At 71.0% G+C, this 18832-nt stretch carries 21 protein-coding genes and 1 tRNA gene; 3 read left to right on the top strand and 19 right to left on the bottom strand.

Annotation, left to right across the window (positions count from 1 at the left end; genetic code table 11):
• Window positions 1-15: 15 nt before the first annotated feature.
• Entirely contained in the window at window positions 16-1407 is a 1392-nt protein-coding gene (locus GSY65_RS19910) for an FG-GAP and VCBS repeat-containing protein (RefSeq protein ID WP_159770629.1), read from the top strand.
• Between the two features lie 108 nt (window positions 1408-1515).
• On the opposite strand, the gene GSY65_RS19905 is transcribed toward GSY65_RS19910, so the two are convergent.
• Together GSY65_RS19905 and GSY65_RS19900 are read right to left on the bottom strand one after the other, a co-directional pair.
• A complete protein-coding gene (locus GSY65_RS19905) occupies window positions 1516-2991 on the bottom strand; it encodes an FG-GAP-like repeat-containing protein (protein WP_236579912.1) in 1476 nt (491 codons plus the stop codon).
• A 130-nt stretch (window positions 2992-3121) separates the two neighbouring features.
• A complete protein-coding gene (locus GSY65_RS19900) occupies window positions 3122-3517 on the bottom strand; it encodes a nuclear transport factor 2 family protein (protein WP_159770627.1) in 396 nt (131 codons plus the stop codon).
• A gap of 301 nt (window positions 3518-3818) precedes the next feature.
• On the opposite strand from GSY65_RS19900, the gene GSY65_RS19895 reads away from it, so the two are divergent.
• Complete coding sequence (locus GSY65_RS19895) at window positions 3819-4856, top strand: Yip1 family protein (protein ID WP_159770625.1); 1038 nt, start codon at window positions 3819-3821, stop codon at window positions 4854-4856.
• 152 nt (window positions 4857-5008) lie between these two features.
• On the opposite strand, the gene GSY65_RS19890 is transcribed toward GSY65_RS19895, so the two are convergent.
• The 6 genes from GSY65_RS19890 to GSY65_RS34330 form a co-directional block, all read right to left on the bottom strand.
• On the bottom strand, window positions 5009-5764 hold the full coding sequence (locus tag GSY65_RS19890; protein ID WP_201452599.1) for an anti-sigma factor: 756 nt from the start codon (window positions 5762-5764) through the stop codon (window positions 5009-5011).
• Window positions 5761-6345 (bottom strand): sigma-70 family RNA polymerase sigma factor, encoded by a 585-nt coding sequence (locus GSY65_RS19885; protein WP_159770623.1) that lies wholly within the window; start codon window positions 6343-6345, stop codon window positions 5761-5763. Before GSY65_RS19885 ends, GSY65_RS19890 begins: the two co-directional genes overlap by 4 nt.
• Window positions 6346-6477: 132 nt before the next feature.
• Entirely contained in the window at window positions 6478-9396 is a 2919-nt protein-coding gene (locus GSY65_RS19880) for a SpoIIE family protein phosphatase (RefSeq protein WP_159770621.1), read from the bottom strand.
• A gap of 517 nt (window positions 9397-9913) precedes the next feature.
• A complete protein-coding gene (locus GSY65_RS19875; protein WP_159770618.1) occupies window positions 9914-10429 on the bottom strand; it encodes a phosphoribosyltransferase in 516 nt (171 codons plus the stop codon).
• Entirely contained in the window at window positions 10426-11001 is a 576-nt protein-coding gene (gene dcd, locus GSY65_RS19870) for a dCTP deaminase (RefSeq protein ID WP_055717030.1), read from the bottom strand. The genes GSY65_RS19875 and dcd overlap by 4 nt, the downstream gene beginning before the upstream one ends.
• 104 nt (window positions 11002-11105) lie before the next feature.
• Entirely contained in the window at window positions 11106-11228 is a 123-nt protein-coding gene (locus tag GSY65_RS34330; protein WP_268978267.1) for a hypothetical protein, read from the bottom strand.
• Window positions 11229-11557: 329 nt separating this feature from the next.
• Here GSY65_RS34330 and GSY65_RS19860 point away from each other — a divergent pair.
• A tRNA-Gly gene (locus GSY65_RS19860) sits at window positions 11558-11631 on the top strand.
• A gap of 49 nt (window positions 11632-11680) precedes the next feature.
• Here the strand turns inward: GSY65_RS19860 and GSY65_RS19855 are convergent.
• The 11 genes from GSY65_RS19855 to GSY65_RS19805 all read right to left on the bottom strand — a co-directional run bounded on the left by GSY65_RS19855 (window position 11681) and on the right by GSY65_RS19805 (window position 18767).
• Window positions 11681-12862 (bottom strand): tyrosine-type recombinase/integrase, encoded by a 1182-nt coding sequence (locus tag GSY65_RS19855; RefSeq protein WP_159770615.1) that lies wholly within the window; start codon window positions 12860-12862, stop codon window positions 11681-11683.
• Window positions 12862-13077, bottom strand: a complete 216-nt coding sequence (locus tag GSY65_RS19850; RefSeq protein ID WP_159770613.1) for an excisionase family DNA-binding protein — start codon at window positions 13075-13077, stop codon at window positions 12862-12864. The genes GSY65_RS19855 and GSY65_RS19850 overlap by 1 nt, the downstream gene beginning before the upstream one ends.
• On the bottom strand, window positions 13074-14375 hold the full coding sequence (locus tag GSY65_RS19845) for a replication initiator (protein WP_159770611.1): 1302 nt from the start codon (window positions 14373-14375) through the stop codon (window positions 13074-13076). Before GSY65_RS19845 ends, GSY65_RS19850 begins: the two co-directional genes overlap by 4 nt.
• 131 nt (window positions 14376-14506) lie before the next feature.
• Window positions 14507-14770, bottom strand: coding sequence for a SpdD protein (locus tag GSY65_RS19840; RefSeq protein ID WP_159770609.1), 264 nt, complete (start codon window positions 14768-14770; stop codon window positions 14507-14509).
• A 36-nt stretch (window positions 14771-14806) separates the two neighbouring features.
• Entirely contained in the window at window positions 14807-15001 is a 195-nt protein-coding gene (locus GSY65_RS19835; RefSeq protein WP_060880374.1) for a hypothetical protein, read from the bottom strand.
• A 28-nt stretch (window positions 15002-15029) separates the two neighbouring features.
• Window positions 15030-15221 (bottom strand): mobile element transfer protein, encoded by a 192-nt coding sequence (locus tag GSY65_RS19830; RefSeq protein ID WP_159770607.1) that lies wholly within the window; start codon window positions 15219-15221, stop codon window positions 15030-15032.
• The gene (locus GSY65_RS19825; RefSeq protein WP_159770605.1) at window positions 15221-15421 is read right to left on the bottom strand and encodes a hypothetical protein; all 201 of its coding nucleotides are present in this window, start codon (window positions 15419-15421) and stop codon (window positions 15221-15223) included. Before GSY65_RS19825 ends, GSY65_RS19830 begins: the two co-directional genes overlap by 1 nt.
• A 19-nt stretch (window positions 15422-15440) precedes the next feature.
• Window positions 15441-16100, bottom strand: a complete 660-nt coding sequence (locus GSY65_RS19820) for a DUF2637 domain-containing protein (RefSeq protein WP_159770603.1) — start codon at window positions 16098-16100, stop codon at window positions 15441-15443.
• An 83-nt stretch (window positions 16101-16183) separates the two neighbouring features.
• Complete coding sequence (locus GSY65_RS19815; RefSeq protein ID WP_159770601.1) at window positions 16184-17560, bottom strand: FtsK/SpoIIIE domain-containing protein; 1377 nt, start codon at window positions 17558-17560, stop codon at window positions 16184-16186.
• A 5-nt stretch (window positions 17561-17565) separates the two neighbouring features.
• Window positions 17566-17916, bottom strand: coding sequence for an SCO3933 family regulatory protein (locus GSY65_RS19810; protein ID WP_073934345.1), 351 nt, complete (start codon window positions 17914-17916; stop codon window positions 17566-17568).
• A 122-nt stretch (window positions 17917-18038) separates the two neighbouring features.
• Window positions 18039-18767, bottom strand: coding sequence for a GntR family transcriptional regulator (locus GSY65_RS19805; protein WP_159770599.1), 729 nt, complete (start codon window positions 18765-18767; stop codon window positions 18039-18041).
• Window positions 18768-18832: the final 65 nt, after the last annotated feature.

Here is an 18832-nt window from a genome sequence, read left to right as displayed (position 1 = left end):
CAGGGAAGAGACCTCATGAAGCGCCCCCTGCGGACCGCCCTGGCCGCGGCGACGGCCGCCGCCCTGACCGGCGGCCTCCTCACGATCGCCACCGCCGCCCCCGCGTCCGCCGCCCCCGCGAAGTACGCCGACGACTTCAACGGCGACGGCTTCCGCGACTACGCCGTCTTCTCGTACGGGCCGGGCGAGCCCAACAAGGGCGGTGGAGTCCTCGTCACCTTCGGCACCGCCGACGGGCCGGGCACGAAGACGCAGTTCATCGACCAGTCCAGCGCGGGCGTCCCCGGCGCCGACGAGAACGACGACTTCTTCGGCGAGGTCCGCACGGCCGCCGACTTCGACAAGGACGGCTACGGCGACCTCGCGGTGTCGGCGAACGGCGAGAACGTCGGCTCGTACAAGGACAACGGCACCGTCACCGTCCTGTGGGGCAGCGCGAAGGGCCTGTCCGGCGGCACGACCGTGCCCGACAGGGGCGCGAAGGGCGCGTCCGGTCTGGCCGCCGACCTCGCCACCGGTGACTTCAACGGCGACGGCAACCAGGACCTGGCCCTCGTCCGCGACCACAAGACGTACGTCTACCGGGGCGCGATCACCAGGTCGGGGGTGAAGGGCTCGGTGACCGTCCTGGACAAGGACACCTCGTCGTTCTACTCCACCGCCGTCGTCGCCGGGAGGATCGACAAGGACGGCAAGACCGACCTGGTCGTCGTCGGCGACGTCGTCACCGACACGTACATCGCCTCCGACGCCTGGTTCGTCAAGGGCGGCAAGGCGAAGCTGTACCCCGGCAAGACCCTCCGCCTGGAGTCGGTGAAGGGCAACGGCGGCCAGGCCGAGCGGGGCGGTGACGGCGTGATCGCCGACTTCGACAAGGACGGCTACGGCGACCTCGCGATCGGCACCCCGCTGTACGACAGGTACCGGGGCCGCGTGACCGTCTGGTACGGCGGCTCGACCGGCCCCTCCTCCAGGACGGCCCGTTTCACCCAGGCCACGAAGGGGGTCAAGGACACCCCCGAGGTCGACGACGCGTTCGGCGCGTCCGTCTCCGCCGGCGACGTGAACGGCGACGGCTACCGCGACCTGGCCGTCGGCGCGTACGGCGAGAAGCTCGGCACCCACCCGTACGCCGGCGCCGTCCACGTCCTCCTCGGCTCCAGGTCGGGCCTCACCGGCACGGGTTCGCAGTGGTTCGCCCGCGACACCCCCGGCGTCCCCGGCGGCCTGCAGGACGAGTCCTTCGGCAACACGGTGCGCCTGCGCGACACCAACCGCGACGGCAAGGCGGACCTGTACGTCGCCGCGAACTACGGTTCGCTCGTGCTGCGGGGTTCGTCGAAGGGCATCACCACCACGGGCGCGCAGCAGGTCGGCGGCGACATCATCCCCGGCATGCTCCAGTAGCCCGGCGGATCGCTGGAAACCGGGGCCGTCGTTCGCCCCCGTGGCTGTTCGCCGGGCCCGTGGCCGTCCGCCGGACCCCGGTCACCAGGGCCCGGCGGGCGCCGGCGGTCAGTGGCCGCTCAGGTGCCTGCCGTACGACAGGGCCGTCGTCGGGGACGGCAGGCCCAGGTTGGACGGGGTGAGGGCGTACGGGCCCGTCGTGGAGGTCCTCGGCAGGACCCAGACGCCGCCCGAGCCGCCGTTCTCCCCGGGGGCGCCCACCGCCGTGTCGGGGACGCCGTCCCTGTCGTAGTCGCCGGTCGCGACGGCCGTGCCGAACGCGTCGCCGGTCTCGGCCACGCCGGGGACGCGGGGGCTGTCCTGGTGGTACGGGACGGACGTGGCCTCACCGTACGGGTCGACGATGCCGCTGCCGTGGCCGAGCAGGAGCGTGGCGGCGCCGGCGCGGGCGCGGCTGCCGATGGCCTCGCCGGGCGCGCCGGCGACCAGGTCGTCGCGGCCGTCGCGGTTCCAGTCCAGCACGGCGAGGGACGCGCCGAAGCGGTCGCCGTCCTCGGCGACGCCGTACACGCCGACGGTGTCCTGGTTGAGGGTCTGGGTGCGCGCGCCGAAGGAGCCCGCGTGGCCGTAGAGGACGTGGATGCCGCCGCCCTCGGCGTACGACTCGGGGCCGCACGGGTCGTCGATGTTCTCGTCGGCGATCTCGCGGCACTCGCCGAGGGCCAGGTCGTCCAGGCCGTCGCCGTCGAAGTCGCCGGTGGCGAGGGCGGAGGCCGCGCCGTTGTCGGCGTTCCAGAAGTTGGCCATGCGGCGCTCGGCCGGGTCCCACGTCCACAGCCGGACGTGCGACCGGGTGGAGGGGGCGTCGACCGTGTGGTACGCGAGGGCCAGGTCGTCCGTGCCGTCGGTGTCGAAGTCGCCGGTGGCGAGGACGGGGGCGCGGCCGCCCATGGGTGCGGCGAGGACGGTGGTGATCACGAGGTCCTCGCCGTCGTCCACGACGGCCCGCAGGACGACCTTGTCGCGGCCGCCGACCACGATGTCCCGGCCGCCGTCGCCGGTCACGTCGGCCGCGGCGACCGACCAGCCGTACGCGGCGCCGGCGGACGGGCCGACCAGGGCGTTCGAGCCGGGGCGTGAGGTGCCCTTGCCGCCGCCCACGACGACGACCACGCCCGCGTCCGTGCCGCGGCCGTTCACGTCCTCACCGGGGGCGCCGACGATCAGCTCGGCCGCGCCGTCGCCGCTGAGGTCCTCCAGCGCCACGGCGGCACCGAAGCGGTCGCCCTGCTCCGGGGTGCCGGGGACCTCCGCGGTGGCCTGACTGATGCGGATGCCGCCGTGGCGGCCGACGCCCTCGGCACCGCCCCACAGGACGTGGACGTAGCCGGCCCTGGCCTTGCCGTTCACGGTCGCGTCGGGCAGGCCGACGGCGAGGTCCGGGTAGCCGTCGGCGTTGAAGTCGCCGGTGACGGGGGAGGGCCGGGGCGCGGCGAGCGCGTGGGGCGCCGCGGCGAGCGCGAGTGCCGTCGTGGCCGAGCAGGCCGCGACGGCGGCGGCCAGGGCGTACGTCCGTCTGTGCACGGGAGGCTCCAGGTGGGTGGCCGGATATCGGCGGTGGTGCGGGTGCACCTGTTGGACACCTGGAGACCGGGTGGGGTTGCGCTCCGCGTGAGGACGGGGCGCGCGGTGGCCCGGGAGTCGTGGGACGGCGTCAGGACCAGAACTCCTCCACCTCGTCCAGGTCCTCCTGGCACTCGTCGATGTCGGTGATCTTGTCTCCGACGATGCGGAAGACCAGGCAGCTGACCTGGTCGATGTGCTTGCCGCCCCGCTCGGCGGTGTAACGGTGCACGGCGACGACGTGGCCCCGGCCGTCGACGCACACGTGACTCAGGTCGACGTTGAACGTTCCGCCGGTCTCGTCGAAGAGCCGCTGGTAGAGCTGGACCATCGAGTCCTGGCCCTTGTGGTCGCCGGAGAGCATGTGGCTGCCGGGGACGTGGTGCGTACAGTCCGCCGTGCTGAGGCCGCGCAGAGTGTCCATGTCACCGCGTGAGAATGCCTCGTAGCACGTGCGGACGAGCTGTGCGTTGGGGTGTTCAGCCATGGGGGATCGCCGGCTTTCCCTTTGGATTCTTTGGGTCATGTGCCTGCATTTGCCCGATAAGGAAATTATCTGCGCCGGTGTGGGCCTCCGCGAGTGCGCCCCTGTGCGCACTCCGAGCGAAAAGCACGCACCAGGGCACGCCCGGCACCGGCGCCCCCCTGACACACGCCCGGACGCACTCCCGGACGCACTCCCGGACGCACTCCCTGACGCACCCCTCGCGCCCCCGTGCCCCCCTGAGTCCTCCCGGATGATCCCTGAACGGAATCTCCGACCCGAGTACCTGACGATCCCTTAGGGGATGTCACAGCTCGGCCGCAAAGCCGGTCCGGTGCCCCCCGGCCCGGCACGCCGCTCGCCGGGACCAGGTACGTTCGATGACGTGGCTGGATTCAGGATCGGACGCGGCCGGGACAACGGCGCTCCTCAGACGCGACCGCAACACCCCCCGCACGGACAGCAGGCCCCGCAGGCCGGCGGCCCGTCGTACGGCTATCCCCAGACGCCCCCGGGCCCGCCGTACGGCGGCGGCCGGGGCGGCAACCAGGGCTGGCCCCAGACGCACGGCGGCAGGCCGGGCGGCTACGGCCCCCAGGGCCAGCAGGGCCACCAGGGTCACCAGGGGAACCACGGCGAGCCGGAGTACTTCGGCGACGGCGGCGGCCACCACGGCGGCGCCGGCGCGGACCCGTACGCGGCGAACAACCCGGGCCACACCCAGATGTTCGCCGTCGGCGAGGACCCGTACCAGCAGGGCGACACCTACCGCGCCGGGCACGCCCCCGCGGCCCCGGTCGGCCCGCGCCTGCACTGGAAGGACCTCCTGAAGGGCATCGTCACCAGCCCGAACCAGACGTTCCTGGTGATGCGTGACTACGCGGTGTGGGGCCCGGCCCTCGTCGTGATGTTCCTCTACGGCCTGCTCGCCGTCTTCGGCTTCGACACGGCCCGCGAGGACGCGATCAACGCGACGCTGTCGAACGCCGTGCCGATCGTCCTGGTCACCGCCGTGACGATGGTGCTGAGCACGTTCATCCTGGGCGTGGTCACCCACACCCTGGCCCGCCAGCTGGGCGGCGACGGCGCGTGGCAGCCGACGGTCGGCCTCTCCATGCTGATCATGGCGCTCACGGACGCGCCGCGCCTGGTCGTGGCGATGTTCGCGGGCGGTGACGCGCCCTTCGTCCAGATCCTCGGCTGGATCACCTGGGTCGCCGCGGGCGCCCTGCTGACCCTGATGGTCTCCAAGTCCCACGACCTCCCCTGGCCGAAGGCCCTGGGCGCGTCGGCGATCCAGCTGATCGCGATCCTGTCCCTGATCAAGCTGGGCACGTTCTGACCCCGGAGCAACAGCCTCCCGCGCACACACGAACGACGCGATGAGGGGCTCCCGGTCACCCGACCGGGAGCCCCTCACCCACCTCAGGCTGCTGGAGCCCCCCTGTACTCACGGCAGGTCGGCGGGGGTGTCCGCCGGCCCGCTCCGGCCCCTCAGGCAGGGAAGCCGAGCACGGCGACCGGGGGCGAGGTCGGTTCCCTCGATCCGCCCGCCGGCTCCACGGTGACTCCCATGCCCGAGGCACCGTCGACGGCGCCTCGCAGCAGAACGGCCTGCTCCGTGCGACCGGAATCCATCAGACCGGCCGAGCGCATGGTGCCGCGGTCGTCGAACCAGAGCTGATAGACCTTGCCCGCGGCGGGCCGGGCCATCCCGGAGACGAGGAACACGGCCTTGTCCTGCTCCCGGGAGACCACGACCGTGCCGGTGGCGCCGCCGCCCAGTGCCGCGGTGCGCGTCCTGGCGTCCGGTGATGCCAGGACGGCCGCGATCGCCTCGGTGCCGCTCTGCGCGCTGCGCGCCTGGCGCAGGGCGTCCTCGGCCCGCTGGTGCTGCCAGACGGTCGTACCCCCCAGCGTGGCGGCCGCGGCGAGGCATGCGGCCAGGGTCCACCGGGACAGCAGCCGGGCGCGTACCGCGGCCCGAGCCGTACGTACCGCCGTCAGCCCGTCCGGCGTTTCCTGCCGTACGGACGAGACGCGGTGCAGCACCCGCGCGCGCATGGCGTCCGGAGGCGGCACGGTGACGGCGAGTCCCAGCCGGGCCGCGGTGGCCGACAGTTCGGCGGCCTCCTGCGCACACGGCTCGCAGCCCGCCATGTGGCGTTCGAAGGCGACGAGTTCGTCGCCGGACAGGGCGTGCAGGGCGTAGGCCCCTGTCAGACGGTGCAGATCGGCGGTGGTGGTCACGCGGTCACCCCCAGGCAGTCACGCAGGCGGATGAGCCCGTCCCGCAACCGGGTCTTGGCAGTCCCCAGCGGAAGGGTGAGCGCCTCGGCCACCTGGCTGTAGGTCAGCCCGCGGTAGTAGGCGAGAGTGACGGCCTGGCGCTGGATCTCGGTCAGCGTGCGCAGGCACCGTCGGACCTGTTCCCGTTCCAGCCTGGCCTCGACCTGCTCGCTCACCTCGTCGAACTCGGGTGTCCGCGCCAGCAGCGCGGCCCGGTGGTCCCGGGCGGCGGCGGCCTCGACGGAACGGACGCGGTCCACCGCGCGGCGGTGCGCCAGGGTGAGGATCCAGTTGACCGCCGTCCCACGCTCGGGCCGGTAACGGGGGGCTGTCCGCCACACCTCCACGAGCACCTCCTGCGCCACCTCCTCCGACTGCGCCGGATCGCGCAGCACGGCGCGCGCGACCGCCAGGACGGACCCGGCCACCGCGTCGTAGACGGAGGCGAACGCGTCCTCGTCCCCGAGAGCGACGCGGCCCACCAGTTCATCGAGATCCGGTTCCGGCGATGGTCTTCCGCCGATGTGCACGGCTTCTTTCACTGGATCCTCCGCGGTCGGGGCAACTCCGGACGTAATCCGATTCCGCCGTGACCGCGGATTGGTCCCGGCGGCGAGGAATACGCGCAGGTGTTCCGGAACGGGGCCGGCGCGGCGATCGGCCACCCGACTGGATCAGGTCCGGGCGGACCACCGGGTCCGGGTGGATGCCGCGGTGTCCACCCGGCACCAGACCGACGTGCCCTCGCTGTGGAAGCGGGTGCCCCGTGCCGTGGAGAGGGCGTCGACGAGGAGGAGACCCCGGCCGTCCTCGTCGGCAGATGCGGCGCGGCGCGGCCGGGGCGGGAGCGCACTGTGGTCGGTGAGTTCGACGGTGAGTTCTGTGCCCGCGAGGTGGAGGGACAGGACGAGACTGCCGTCGCCGTGTCGAATCGCCCGGGTGACGAGTTCGGTGACGACGACCTGCGCCGCCTCCGTGAGGTCCTCGGCGCGCCAGTCGAGGAGCGCGCGGGCGGTGAAGTGACGGGCACGTGATGCCGACCGCGGTTCCGAGGGCAGAACCAGGCCACGGGTGCGGGTGTCGGGCAGGCGCACGGCGAGCAGGGTGACGTCGTCGTCGTGGCGCTCCGGCCGAGGGATGAGAGTACGAAGGGCGAGGTCCGCGGTCTGTTCCAGGGCACCCAACGTGTGGTCCGCTCCCGTCAGGCCGGAGTGCAGGGTCTCGGCGAGCAGAGCGATGCGGGCGTCGAGATCGGCACCCGGTTCCTCGACGAGGCCGTCGGTGTAGAGGAAGAGGGTGCTGCCGGGTGCCAGGGTGTGCGTGGTCTGCCGGTGCGGGACTCCGCCGACACCGAGCGGAACGCTGATGGGGGCGTCGAGTTGCCGCGGCCGGCGTCCGGCGTCGGCGGCCAGCACGGGCGGATGTCCCGCACTGCACAGGCTGAGCTGCCCCTGGTGGTGGTCGAGGAGCAGGTAGCAGCAGGTGACGAGTTGGTCGCGCAGCTCGCAGACGAACGAGTCGAGGTGGTTCATCAGCCGCTCGGGGTCCATGCCGGCCTTGGCCAGGGCGTGGGTGGCCGCCCTGAGCTGCCCCATGACGGCTGCCGCGTCGATCCCCCTGCCCATGACGTCCCCGATGACGATGCCGGTACGTCCCTTCTCCAGGGGGATGACGTCGAACCAGTCGCCGCCGACACCGGCGTCCTGCGCGGACGGCAGGTAGCGGCGCGCGGTGGGCAGGTGCGCCAGCCGGGGCGGATCGCCCATGAGGCTGTTCTGCAGGGTGTAGGCGATGCGCTGCTGCTGCCGGTAGCGGTCGCTCAGTTCGGCTTCGAGGCGCTTGCGTTGGCTGATGTCCCTGACCGCGAGACTGAGCAGGTGCCCGGCCTCGCCCTTGATCGTGCCGAGGCTCACCTCGACGGGGAAGACGCGCCCGTCCGCGTCCGTCGCCCACACGTCCTCGTCGAAGGTCACGGGGCGGTCGCCGCCCAGTCGTTGGTAGGCGCGCCGGAGAGCCGACAGCCGAGGACGGTGGGCATCGGGTGCCAGGTGCTCGACCGGGATGCCCAGGAGATGGCTGCGCGGCATGCCGAAGAGCCGTTCGGCCTGGGCGTTGGCCATGACGACGGTGCCGTCGGCGTCCGTGATCAGAAGGGCGTCAGGGGCGGATTCCATCAGGTCCCGGAATCGCTGGTGGGCTCGCTCAACCTGCTGGTGTGCCGCGACCTTCGCGGTCTCGTCGACGGAGATCCCGCACACCGCGTGCGGCCGGCCGTTCTGGTCGGGCAGCGGGAAGAGCGTGGTGGAGTAGATGTGGGCGCGGTCCTCGATCGTGATGTGGTCCACCCGGTGCACGGCCGAACCCCGTGCCAGCATCTCCGCGTCGGCCGCACGCGCCGCCTCGGCGAAGCGCGGAGAGAGGACTTCCTGCGTCAGCCGGCCCACGATCTCGTCCCGCGGAAGCCCCGTGGCGCGTTCGAACTCCGCGTTGGCGGCCGTGTATCGGCCTTCGAGGTCCTTGATGAAGACCAGGGCCGGCAGATGGTCCATGAACTCCTGCGACCAACGGGACCTGGCCAGCCGATTCTGTGCGCGTGAGTGCGCCACCTCCACCCGGTGTCCGGCACGCAGCGACAGAAGGACGACGGTCATGAAGACGCACACGTGCCCGGAGACCAGCAGCGCGGCGCCCAGACGGGTGCCGTACCAGCCGATGTCCTGTCCCTGGAGCAGCAGCCAGCCCATCAACGGTGGTAGGACGAGGACCGTGGCCGTCATCCTCCGGCCCAGCATTCCCGTTGTGCCCGTGTTGCACAGCAGGCCCGCGAGTCCCTGCCGGGGCAGGGCCAGGAAGATCCCCGTGCCCAGCAGCACCAGGGCGGAGGCGGTGTGCGGGGCCATACCGACGTAGGCGCCGATCCGTCCCAGTTCCGGCACCCGGTAGATCAGTCCGTACCAGCGCAGCAGCCCCAGCATCAGTACGAGCAGGCCGAGAGCCTGCCCACAGGCGACCACCGATTGCCGGGGTCGGCTCAGCATGAGTTGCGCGGAGCCCGCAAGCATGAGCGCCACGGCGGTGTTCGGTGCCATCCGGCCGGGTGGGGAGCCCGCCGCGAGCAAGTGGTCCGCCGTGTCGTCGCGAACGAAGAACTGATCGATGCCGAAGCATCCTCCGCTGACGTACTCCATGAGGCTCGCGAGTCCGATCACGGCGCCGCACAGTGCGGCGGCTCGTCCCGCGGAGACGGACAGCCTGCCGGACGCCCTGCTCACGACTCGGGTCAGCCCGAGGCCGAGGAGTGTGAGCGCCAGCGCGGTATTGGCCTTGATCCATCCGTCCGGTCCCGGCCAGGCGCCCCGCAGTGCGCCGGCGGGCAGGATCCAGCCGAGGAGACCGACTGCGCCGAGCAGGGCGGCGCCCCAGGCCAGAAGGCTTGCCGCGCGCTGGGTCCGGCTGACACCCGTGGTGCTGAAGGGCAGTCCGGAAGGATCTGGGGCGGCCGGGACGGAAACACGTGATGAAGCACTCGGCGCCGACGGGGACGGCGTCACGGCCTCGTCGCTCCGGTCGCATCCAGCTGCTCGGTAGCTCATGATCCCGCTTCGGGTGCTGCGGCGCCGCTGCCGTGGTCTACGGCCTGCCCGGTCGCGCTGTTGGGTGGGGGACGGCCTCATAAGACGTCCGAACCTAGGCGAGCAGGATCGCGGGTCATGACACTTTGGCTTTTATGATGGATTCTTCAACTAGTCAGCCGTTTTTCGTGTCGGATTGATCATCCGTCGGTGCGCCGGTGAACGCCTCTCCCACCGTGCGCGGCCGGTGACGTCCGAGGCGGACGGCGCGAACGTCCGCGACGAACCGCGCGTGCGTCCGGCACTGTCCGGCACCCGCGATGTGGTGCTTCTCCGGGGAGCGGAGAGCCTCCCGCTGGAACCGCGCGGCAGAGTCAGCGCCCGAAGTCAGTGTGCGCGACGGGCCGTGCCTGGAGCAGCGGCCGTCCCTGGCTCCCCCATGACGAGCACCACGACGGTGTCAAAGCGCGACCCACGACAGGATGCGAAGCGCAGGTCAGATCGCTGCCGATGGGATTCCCGGTCGGAACGAACCAGCTCAGAGCGCTTCCTTGGACGGAGCAACAGGCTCCCCCGCCTTCCGTACCACAGGCAGAACACTCCACGGAAAGTTGATCCACTCGTCCGTCCGCTTCCACACGTACTCGCACTTCACGAGGGAGTGGGACTTCTCGTAGATCACGGCGGACCGGACCTCGGCGACGGCGTCGAGGCAGAAGTCGTGGACGAGCTTGAGCGTCTTGCCCGTGTCGGCGACGTCGTCCGTGATCAGGACCTTCTTGTCGGAGAAGTCGATCGCGTTGGGCACGGGCGCGAGCATGACGGGCATCTCGAGGGTGGTGCCGACGCCGGTGTAGAACTCCACGTTGACCAGGTGGATGTTCTTGCAGTCGAGGGCGTAGGCGAGCCCGCCGGCGACGAAGACGCCGCCGCGGGCGATGGAGAGGATGATGTCGGGCTCGTACCCGTCGTCGGCGATGGTCTGCGCGAGTTCGCGCACGGCGGCGCCGAACGCCTCGTAGGTGAGGTTCTCCCGGGCCTGGGACACGCTCACACCTGCGTCCGGTGGAAGTTGAGGAAGGACCGGGAGGCGGTCGGCCCGCGCTGACCCTGGTACCGGGACCCGTACCGCTCGCTCCCGTACGGGGACTCGGCCGGCGAGCTGAGCCGGAACATGCACAGCTGCCCGATCTTCATACCGGGCCACAGCTTGATCGGGAGCGTGGCGAGATTCGACAGCTCCAGCGTCACATGGCCGGAGAACCCGGGGTCGATGAACCCGGCGGTGGAGTGGGTGACGAGCCCGAGCCGCCCGAGCGAGCTCTTGCCCTCCAGACGGGAGGCGAGATCGTCGGGCAGCGTGATGACCTCGTAGGTGCTGGCGAGGACGAACTCCCCGGGGTGCAGGATGAACGGCTCGTCGCCCTCGGGCTCCACGAGGCGGGTGAGATCCGCCTGCTCGATGGAGGGGTCGATGTGCGGGTACCGGTGATTCTCGAACACCCGGAAGAAGCGATCGAGCCGCACGTCGATGCTCGACGGCTGCACCATGGATTCGTCGTACGGATCGATCCGCACCCGTCCCGCGTCGATCTCGGCCCGGATGTCCTTGTCTGAGAGAAGCACGCCCCGAGGATACGCAACTGCGGAACACGCAAGACGCGCGGACCGCCCGCAACCCGGACGGACCCGCGCGCCGTACGACTACCGCGGTGCTTCCCTGTCCACCTCTACCGCTTCTCCAACGTCACCGGCACGGCACTGCGCAGCCGGGCGCAGCGAGGACAGCGGACGAGCCGGCCGGGGCCGAGTCGCTCGGCCTGCTGCATCGGGAACGAAGCGGTGCTGAACACGTGCCCATCGGCACAACGGACGACGGTGCGCTCCATCAAGTCCAAGAGTCCCTTCCCCAAGAGCCGCGTCTGATGGCCGGCCTGACGCCGGCCTGACGACGAAAGCCACATTACGGGATGAATGGGACGGCCCTCCAGGCGGCACCCCGACCCACCGGAGGCCCCCGCGGACCCACTTCCGCGCCCCCACCGTACGCCCCAACTCCCGCCCCCCGCAGCCCCCGTCCCGACTCCCACAACAGACCCGGGCCCCACGGCATCGACACGCGGGGCCCGACATGAGGTAAAGTAACGAAGCGTTCCGACACCGGCACCGACCGGCGTCTTACGCGGGTGTAGTTTAATGGTAGAACATCAGCTTCCCAAGCTGAGAGCGCGAGTTCGATTCTCGTCACCCGCTCCACGACTAAGGCCCAGGTCAAAGACCTGGGCCGTTTTGCTGTCCGCTGTGATCACTCGTCGCGTGCCAGATTCGTGCCAGAACGCTCGTCGGGCCCCTTGCCGCGCTGGGTCTCCCTGGCCGCAGCCCGAGCCTTCCGCACGGTCGCATCCAGCCCGGCGGCGACCTCTTCCTGCCGCTCGTCGTCGGAGTGCTGATAGATCAGCGCCGCCTTCTCCGAGGACTGCCCGGCACGCACCATGGTGTCTTTGAGCGTGGCACCGGAGCGCGTAGACAGCGTGTGCCCGGTGTGCCGGAGGTCGTAGAACCGGAAGCCCTCGGGCATCCCGACGACCTCTCGCGCCCGCCGCCACTTCCGCCCGAAGGTGCTGCGCCGGAACGGAGCACCCTTCTCCCCCACGAAGATCAGCCCATCGGGGCCCGGCTCGGCATAGCTCTCCAGATGCCAGCGGAGCTCCCGGCGGAGGAACGCGGGAAGAATCACAGTCCGAGTGCCCGCCTCCGACTTGGTGTCGCCCTGGACGCGCCGCCCGTTCATCCGCTCAGGCTCGGCGAGGCGGACGCGGACGCGAAGGTTGTCGAGGTCGACGTCTCGACGGCGGAGGCCGGCCAGTTCCTCCGGCCGCATCGGACCGTACGCGCCGAGGTAGACCATAAGCCGCCACCGCATCCCGACCGCTTCGGCGAGGGCATCGACCTGGGCAACGGTCGCGATGCGCCGCTCAGCCGCCTTCTCCTTCCCCGCGCCCTTGATCCGGCACGGGTTGCGCGTGATCAGCTCGTCGTCCACGGCCGTTTCCATGATGGCCTTGAGGAGCCGGTACGCCTTGGCCGTCATCGTCTTGGCGTTCGTGGTCCGCAGCCGATCGGCCCGCCACTCCCGGACGCGTGGAGCGGTGATCTCGTCCAAGTCCGACTCGGCGAAGGCGAACAGGTGCTTGTCGAGCAGGTAGCGGTACAGGTCGCGGGTGAGCGGCGCGAGCTCCCGTTCGTCGACCCACTTGTCGGCGTAGGCCCGGAAGCTCACGGCGCCTGCCTCGGGGTCGCGCCATTCTCCTCGGCGGATCTCCGTCTGTTTCTCGGCAAGCCAGTCGTCGGCATCAGCCGTCGTCTCGAAGGTGACGGGAGCCGGACGCATCACGCCGTCAGGGCCCGGATACCGAGCCTGATACCTGCCGGACGGAAGCCGTCTGATCGCGCCGAAACGGCGGCGCCTGCCCTTGCTGTTGGCCATCAGGCAGCAGCCCTCCCGAAACGGGAGCGAGGCCGCCGCAGCGGCTCCACCGTGCGAGAGGCGAGGTATTCGCGAAGGGCGCTCTCAGGGATGCGGACGTGTCGGCCGACCTTGACGTACCGGATGCGCCGCTCCTCGATGAGCCGCCGGGGAAAGCGGGCGGTCGTGCCCAGCAGCTCGGCGACCTGGTCCACGGACAGGTAGCGGTCGTTCATGTGGTCGGCTCTCCTTCCGTTCCGGGAGCGGGTTCGAGGGATGCCGCCAGCCAGGATTCGCCCGAGCTGAGGCCCGTTCCGGCGAAGACCCAGTGCGCGAGGACGAGCGTGGTTTCGCCGTCCTGAGTTGCGGGCGGGGCGGCTTGCGCGCGGCGCCACTCGGCGCGGGCATCGCGGAGGGCGCCGAGGGTGGTGGAGTAGCGGCGGGACTTGGTGGAGAAGTGGCCGCGGAAACCGAGCATGTGCGCCCAGGCCCGTAGGCGGAGGTCTGCCAGCTCGGGGCGTGCGCCGAGGGTCCAGGCGGTGCGGATCATGCGGCGGGCGTGGTCGGTGATCCGGGCACCGGCCAGCTCGGCGAGGAAGCGGATCGGCCGGTCAAGGGTGCCGATCGCCGTCTCGGCGCCCTTGGTCGCGTACTTGGCGATGTACGCCGCTACGGCCCGCTCGGTCAGCTCCTGGCCGCCGTCGAAGTCGGCGGAGCGGATCGGACGGACGTCGAGCTGACAGCCGAAGGTGAAGGTGTGGGCCCGTCCGTCGACGGTCGGGCCGCCGAGGCGAGCGGCGGTGGCAGCGGCGTCAATGGCGTCGCTCAGCAGCTCGGCCGTGGCCCAGGCCGGGGGCGAGGTGTCGCCTCCCTCGGGGCCGTCGAGGCGGATGACCGCGTGGAAGTGGACGGCTCCGCGCTTCTGGTACTCGGCGACCTTGGCGAAGGAGATGCGGGCGTGATCGCGGAAGGCCCGTTGTGTGAGGCCGGCACGCTTGGCGACCTCACGGCGGAGGTAGATGGAGAACCGGCGCCACAGGGCCCCGGCGTGCGCGTTCCAGAGCACGGCCGCTTCGTAGTCGTACGTGTCCGGGTCGAGGGGCGTGCCGAGGGCCGGGTCTGTGTCGTCGTGCCGGGCCCCGCAGCGGCAGGACCGCCCGCTGGAGGGGCGGTTGTGAACCGGGCCGAAGCTCGGCGCGGTAAACGTGGCGAACACGCGCGGGTGCGTGCCGACCTGTTCGGGGGTGCCCTTGCCGCCGCGGAGTCCGGCGGTGATCAGGTGGTAGGTGTCGCGGCGGTAGACCTCGGCGCAGGCGGGGCAGCGGGTGGCGCGGCGGTTGTTGCAGCGGACGAGGAGGTTTCCGGCGGGGAGGGCGGTGGAGTCGAAGTGGTGCAGGACGCGCCCGACCTCACCGGTCGTGGTGTCGACGGCGTACTCGGTGCGGTGGCCGTCGAGGCGTACGGGGTGGGTGCAGCCGCCCAGGCCGGAGAGTTGGCGGGCCAGTTCGGGCAGGGTGCCGAGTGAGGCGAGCATGGAGAGTTCCGCCAGCGGTGGCGGAGTCTGCCGGGTGATGATGGGTCTTCCTTTCGGCTGTTTCGGCGGTTGAGAGGGACGGCCCCGGGGCGGCGGGATGCTTGGCGGCTTGTTGCCGCCCCGGCGACCGGTCAGCGCTTGGGCGCGCTGTTGACGAGGGAGCGCAGGACGACGGCGGTGATGGCCACGGAGATGGCCGAGACGGCGACCGCCGCCAGGAGCGCGGTGAGGACGACGCCCACGACGACCACGGCGGCGACCGCGCCGACACCGACGCCCACGAACGGGGCGATCGGGCGGCTGGCGGAGTGAGCCGGAACCGGGGCGTGGTTCTGCGGGATGTGCGTGGTGATGCTCGGGACGTGCGGAGTGTCTGGCAGCTTGGGACGGAACACGGCGAGTCTCCTTTGCGGTTGCTTGCGGTCGTTGGCTCAGTCGCGGTTGCCGTTGACGACGTCGACCCCGGAGCGGGTGCCGGACTCGATGGCCGGGGCGAGGACGGTGTGCGAGAGCCAGAAGCCGAACAGGGCGATCACGACGGCGACCCACAGGCGGATGCCGAGGAACTTGATCGCGGCCCAGGCGATGACGCCCAGGACGAAGACGAGCGGCAGCGAGACGGTCACGGGATCTCCTCGGGGGTGTCGTCTCGGGTCAGCGGACGGCGCAGCGGTGGGTGCGCGCGGCCAGCTCGGCGGCGGCCCGGCTGTCGTAGCCGGTCGAGAAGCCGCAGCGCGGAGCCGTGCAGGCGGCGGTGTGCTTCTCACGGCCTCGGCCGTCGTAGTACGTGCCGACCTGGACGGGACCGATGCGGACGAGGTTGCGGAAGCGGCGGTTGGTGGGCATCAGGGGTTCTCCTTCTGGTCGTCGCCGGTCTCGCCGGTGAAGTCGGTGACGTGGTCGGCGAGCCAGCGCAAGATCTCGTCGCCCTCGTAGCTGTCGGCGGCGAGGATCACGGGTTCGGCGATGAGCACGGCTTCGGTGAGGCGGTTCTGTCGGGTCAGCTCGGCGGCACGCTTGAGTGCGCGGAGCGTGGACGGTCGCAAGGTGGAAAGTCCTCCGAGGTCAGATGAGTTGCGCGGCGATGGCTTCGGCCAACGGCAGGGGGACACCGAGCCGGGCGCGAAGGGTTGGAGTGTCGATGGGGGTACCGGTCCGGGCGTGGTGCTCGTCGGCGAGCTTGCGGGCGAGGGCGACGAGGGCAGGGGGCACGGGAGCGGACGAGGGCTGAGCCGACCCGACTTCGACGGACGGAAGCTCGGCCACCGTCACGGGCGGCTCCACCTCTGTGGCGGGCGGTTGGGGCGCCGAGTCCGTGACCGTTGAGGGCGGTTCGGTGTCGGCCGCAGCACGGGGTGTCTTCGGTGCACCGTGGGCAAGGAGCGTGCCGCCGAGGAAGGCGACCGCGGGCCAGCCGGCGACGAGGATGCGCAGCCAGGCGGGCACGTCGTCCAGGTCGAGCAGCCCGGCGGTGGCGACGTTGGCGCCGAGGGAGGCCGCCAGCGCGACGAGGAACCAGCACCATCCGGCGGCTTTCGCCTCCCCCGAGCGGAGTCGCCGCCAGGCCGCCACCATCAGCAGGTCGACGGATACCGGGTAGGCCCACGCCTTCCAGCCGTCCTGTCCGGCGGCGGAGGCAAGGTCGTGCAGGTGGGCGAAGGACAGCGCGGCGGCGATGAGCGCCTGGACGAGTACGGCGTCCACGCGGACGGGCAGGGCACGCACGGCGCGACTCCTTCCGGTTTCGGGCATGGGTGGGGTAGGGACATGGCGCGGGACGGTCGCGCCGACCGTGGGAGCGGGTGCGACTACTCAGCGACGGGGCGAGGAGTGGCTACCGGCCCGGACACCTCCACGGGCACGGGCGGGACGTGGGGACGGAAGGGCGCGAGCGCGGGCACGTCGGGTGCGAGGTGGGCCGTCTCGCGGCAGGTGGCCGCCGCTTCGGCGAGGGTCAGGTGAGGCGTGCGGATGCGGGACCAGCCGCCGGACGTATCACCCACGACGGCGAGGCCGGGCAGCTCGGGCGCGATGGCACAGGCCGCGTAGACCGCTTCGGGGGCGATGTCACCGAGCGCCATCTTCGCGGAGGCTTCGTCGTTGACGCGGTGGCAGACCCGGCCGGTCAGCTGGGCCCGGAGCATGGTGGCGCCCTTGCCCAGCTCGGCGCCGAAGCGCTGTCCGCACACCTCCAGATAGATGCCGGCCGCACGACCGAGCTGAGCGAGCCGGATGAGCTGAGTGACCATCTCGTCCCGCCGTTCCTCCTCCTTCCTGGTGGCGACGAGGAAGAGTTCCGCCACCTCGTCGATGAACAGCACGATGGGAACCGGGCGTTCGTCGTCCGGCAGGCCCCAGATGTCCGAGGTGATCAGCTCATCCGGAGTACCGGGGGCGATACCCTGCCTCGCCTTGATCAGGTCGTATCGGTCCTCCATTTCCTTCACCAGCACGGGCAGCAGCTCGGCCGCCTGTACCGGATCGGTGGCCAGGGCGGAGAGCCGGGCCGCGAACGGCGCCAGCTCCACCCCGCGCTTGCAGTCGATCCCCACGAGGACGACCGGCTGAGCAGCCAGCCCGACGAGCAGGTTCCGCAGGAACATGGACTTGCCCGACAACGTGGCGCCGAGGACGAGTTCATGCGGAACGGCCCGGTAGTCCCGTACGAACGGCGTCGCATCCTCGCGCAGAGCCACCGGCACCCGAAGCGGCCCGGCGACGGTCCGACGAGGCATCCGGACGTTCCGCAGGACGTCGAAGCCGACGAGCCGCAGTTCCACGACTCCAGGCTTGACGTCCCGCACGTACACGGCGTGAACGCCCCAGGCGTGCCGCAGCCGTTCGGCCGAGGCCGCCACATCCGCAGGTTCCTGCCCCGGAGCCAGCCGCAGCCGGAGCCGCAGGCCGGTCGAGGTGGGCCGGATCATGCCCCGCCGAGGCGGTACGGGCCGGATCTCCCGTCGAGTGGTCACCTTGACTGCCAGCGCCCGCAACCGGGACGGCGGGACCGTCAGGCCGCACGCGTCCATGGTCGAGGAGTATGAGGCCAGCAGCCGGGCCACCGAGACCGGCAGCCCGACCGTGGACCAGTACGCCGCAGGGTGGGCGTGCCGGGCGTAGAGAGCACCGCCGCCTATCGCAGCAAGCGGCGCGCCCCACTCGGCCAGCGTCACCAGGTCGGTCACGGCGATCAGCCCGCCTGCGCCATCGGGAAGGCACCCGGAGCCACGGCGGTGGCCCGGTAGGCGATGCCGTGCCGCTGCTGGCCGTTGAACACGCTCTCCCACGGCCGGGCGACGAGCCCCGGCAGCGAGACAGGAGCGCCGACCGTCAGCCCGTCGGTCACCCCGCTCTCGGGGATGGTGACCTGGATCAGGGACGACTCGCCCTCGTCGATGAAGACGACGCCGACCGTCATCAGTGCCTCACCGCTCACGGCATCCTTGGCGATCTCGCCGGTCTGCCGGTCGCGCACCTTGGGCGCCGGCGCTTCGGTGAGCAGGATCGTGGCGGTCGAGGCGTCAACGCGGATCACACGCACAGAGATTTCTCCTTCGAGTCAATCAACTCGCCACCTGACAAGTTGACTTAGCAAGTTTGAAGCTAGAGATGACAGGTTGACTTGTCAAGTGGAGTTAGGGGCGAACTCGCCTGGACCAGCTGTCAGTTCAAGCGATAGGTGTCTTCGAGTTCCTGACGGTCGGCCGGAAGCAGCACGTCAGAGACTTGTAGCGCCTGCCCGGACGCATCGCACGCGATGACCAGGATGCTGAGCACGGGCACACCGTCCGGCAAGCCCAGAAGCTCGGCTTCACCGCTCTCAGGCAGTCGAGCCGAGACCCGTTCCGTCACGTGGTCATAGCGGAACTTCTTCCGAGCCTCCACATGCTCGCGCACACTGCCGCTGAGGGCATCAGTGCTCGCCAACTCGGTCCCCTCGACCAGGCCGGCGGGGAAGTACGTCGATACCAACTCGACCGCTTCGCCGTCCTCCTCCGCCAGGAAACGGCGCATCAGGACCTTGGCTCGCTTCGGGAGCCCTAGCGCGGAGGCGACCCGCGCCGGAACAGGCACCTCAGCGACTTCGACCAGGCGCCCGGAGGACCGCGACTCGTCGCGCTTCAGGACCTCCCGCCCGCGCCGGTCCTGTTGCTCAACAACTTCAGGACGGCCCCGGACGATCGTGCCGTACCCCTGCCGAGACTCCAGCCAGCCATCCCGCTTGAGCAACTCCAGGGCCCGCACCACGGTCGGGCGGGACATCCCGAAGGACTGCACCAGCTGGTTCTCACTGGGCACTCGGGTGCCGGGCGGATAGGTGCCGTCCTCGATGCGGCGCTGAATCGTCTGCGCGAGGCGTACGTACTTCGGTGCCTCCACTTCATACGCCATGAACGCCGCCGCCTGTCGAGATTGGCCAAGTCAACTGGTCAACCAGACTAGCGACAACTGCGCCG

The sequence above is a fragment of the Streptomyces sp. HM190 genome, from assembly GCF_009857135.1.
In the GTDB taxonomy this organism is placed as follows: Bacteria; Actinomycetota; Actinomycetes; order Streptomycetales; family Streptomycetaceae; genus Streptomyces; species Streptomyces heilongjiangensis.
This window is presented reverse-complemented; position numbering and strand designations above follow the sequence as displayed.